Here is a 3077-nt window from a genome sequence, read left to right as displayed (position 1 = left end):
GGAGGCATTCGAGGAAGCGCTGGCGGCCGAGCGGCCTGACGTCATCCACCTGCAACACCTGATGGGCCTGCCCATAGCGTTGGTGGAGCGGATCGACGCCGCCGGCATTCCTTACGTCATCACCTTGCACGACTACTGGTATGGCTGCGCCAACGCCCAACTGCTGACTAACGACGACAGCAGCCTGTGCGCCGGGCCGGACGCGCGCTACATCAACTGTGGCCGCTGCGCGCTGGCGCGCGCCGGGGTAGGGGGCCTGGCGCGGCTGGCCCCGGTCGTGGCCCCGCTGATGGCCCGACGCGGCCGGCTGTTGCGCCGCGTCTATGAGGGGGCGGCGGCCGTTCTGGCCTCTACTGATTTCGCCCGCCGCGCTTATGCCGGCATGGGCTTCCCGACCGGCGCGGTACGCGTCTGGCCGCTGGGCATCGACGTGACGGCCGAGGAGTTGGCCGCGGCCCACGCGGCCCAACGCGCCCGGATCGCCGGCGTCTCGCCGGCCTCTTCTGCCCCGCTGCGCATCGGCTACATTGGCGGCCTGAGCGCGCAGAAGGGCGTCCACGTCCTCGTCGGCGCGGTGAACCGGCTGCCGGCTGGAACCGTCGCGTTGTCGATCTACGGCGATCTGGACGCCTTCCCCGACTACACGGCGGAGCTGCGGCGCATGGCGGCTCATCCCGGCATCCGCTTCGAGGGGCGTCTGGCGCGGCCAGCGTTTTGGCCGGCGTTGGGCGGGCTGGACGTACTGGTTGTGCCCACCCTGTGGTACGAGACGTATTCGATCGTGGCGCATGAGGCGTTTGCCGCCGGCGTACCGGTCGTCGCCTCGCGCATTGGGGTCATGCCGGAGGTGGTGCGCGACGGCGTGGATGGCCTCCTCTTCCCGCCGGGGGACGAGGGCGCGCTGGCCGAGATACTGCGGGCGCTGGCGGAGGATCGCAAGCGCGTCGAGGCTCTGCGCGCTGGTATCCGGCCCGTGGCGATGCTGGCCGACCATTGCGAGCGGTTGTTGGCGCTCTACGCAGAAGTAATGGAACGCTGATGACGCTCATCAGCGTCCTATTCTCCTAATCAACGAAACGCGCTATAATCAAAAGCCGTTGCCGCATAGAAGCGGCATTCGCCGCGCCCACCCGGCGCGGTGGGAGACCAGGCAACACACATGACCTCCGAGACCCGACCGCCCTCCGGCGGCGACACGCCCGTTTATATCTACAACGCCGATCAGCGGGGTGGCGACTGGCGGCTCAAGCTGCGAGAGTTGCGCCAGTACCGCTACCTGTTGCGCAATCTGGTCGTCCGCGATCTGAAGGCGCGCTACAAGAACTCCGTCCTCGGCATTCTGTGGAGCATCCTGAATCCGTTGTTCCTGATGGGCGTATTCACCGTCCTGTTCAGTGTAATGGCTAACGGCCAGATCCGGCAGTACCCGATCTTCGTGCTGACCGGCCTCATCCCCTGGAACTTCTTCAGCGGCGCGCTGGTCAGCGGCACGGTGTCGGTGACGGGCAATTCGGCGCTGGTGAAGAAGGTCTACTTCCCGCGCGAACTGTTGCCCGCCTCGGCCCTGCTGTCGAACCTGGTCAACTTCTTCTTCGCCTTCCTGGTGCTCATTGTCTTTCTGTACGTCTTCGGCATCGGCCTGACGGTGCACGCGCTATGGGTTCCGGTGCTGCTGCTCACCCAGTTGATCTTCACCCTGGGCCTTTGCCTGCTGCTGGGCAGCCTGACTGTCTTCTATCGCGACGTGTTGATGATTCTGGAAGTGGTCACGCTGGCCTGGTTCTTCCTGACGCCCGTCTTCTATTCGCTGGAGATGTTTGGCAACTCGGCCACCATCCTGGGCATCACCTTTGTGCCGGCGCAGGTCATGCGTTGGCTCAACCCGATGGCCTCCATCATCGACGGCTACCGTACCGTGTTATGGGGCACTTATGGCAGCAACGGCCCGGTGGGCATGAACCCCGCCTACCTCGTACGGACGTTCGTGACGGCGGTGATCGTCCTGATCGTGGGTTACACCGTCTTCACCCGGCTCAACCCGCTCTTTGGGGAGAAGCTCTAGTCGGGCGATCCGCTGCCATCTGCTCCGCTCCTCGTACCGATCATGAAGCAGACCCATCCCTTTCGCCTGTTATTTTTTCTGGCCGGCCTGTTGGTTGTGGCGCTGGCCGCCTGCGGCGGGCCGAGTTCCACGGCTCAGGTGACGCCCTTCCCGACGCAGACCGCCGCCCCCACCGATGAGGCAACGAGCGCAGCGACCACGCCGGAGTCTGAGGCTACGACGACGCTGACTCCAGCGGCCGAGACCACCACGGCCGCCACCCGCTCAGAACCGGCCACGCCCGCCCCGGCTGACACCGCCACGCCCCGGCCGACCCCCACGCCCCAATCCACGGCGACGCCAACCAGTGTGCCCCAGGTAGACCCCACCTCGGTCATCCAGGGGACAGGCTCCATGCGCGAGGGTGTGCCCACGCCGCCGACGGCCATTCCGTCGCCTGTGCCCACCTTCGAGATGCCCGAGGGGACGACCAACATCCTGCTGCTGGGCAAGGACGCCAACGCCGACGGCAGCAGCGAGACGCGCACCGATACGATGATCATCGTGTCCGTCAACCGCGAGGCGCATACGGCTTCGATGATCTCCCTGCCGCGCGACCTCTACGTCTATCTGCCCGGCCGGATCATGAGCCGGCTGAACACGGCTGTCACCCTGGGCGGTCCCGACCTGCTGAAGCAGGCCATTCTCTACAACTTTGGCATCCCCATCCACTACTACGCCCAGGTGGACTTCGACGGTTTCAAGCAGATCGTTGACTTGCTGGGCGGGGTGGAGATGGCCGTCAGTTGCCCGCTGGAGGATTGGCGGCTCAAGTCGCCAGAACTCGATCCGTTGCTGGAGGAGAACTGGGAGCGCTTCAAGCTGGAAGCGGGCATCCACCAGATGGACGGCGATTTGGCCCTGTGGTATGCCCGCTCGCGTCTGACGACGACCGACTACGACCGTGGCCGCCGCCAGCAACAACTGCTGCAAGCGATGCTCAACCAGAGCGTTGATCTGGGCCTGGTGGCTCGCG

General features: G+C 65.7%; 3 protein-coding genes. All 3 read left to right on the top strand.

The features are described from left to right. Nucleotides 1-1039, top strand: a 1039-nt coding sequence (locus ACE3UY_RS14810) for a glycosyltransferase (protein WP_374688277.1), incomplete at its 5' end; no start/stop codon positions are given. 120 nt (nucleotides 1040-1159) lie between these two features. After that, nucleotides 1160-2062, top strand: a complete 903-nt coding sequence (locus ACE3UY_RS14805) for an ABC transporter permease (RefSeq protein WP_374688276.1) — start codon at nucleotides 1160-1162, stop codon at nucleotides 2060-2062. 42 nt (nucleotides 2063-2104) lie between these two features. Then, nucleotides 2105-3077: LCP family protein (locus ACE3UY_RS14800; protein ID WP_374688275.1), on the top strand; the 973-nt coding region annotated here is incomplete at its 3' end.

Source organism: Promineifilum sp. (SeqCode) (assembly GCF_041918635.1).
Lineage (GTDB): Bacteria > Chloroflexota > Anaerolineae > Promineifilales > Promineifilaceae > Promineifilum.
The sequence above is the reverse complement of the archived record's forward strand: the minus strand, read 5'-3'. Positions and strand labels throughout refer to the sequence as shown.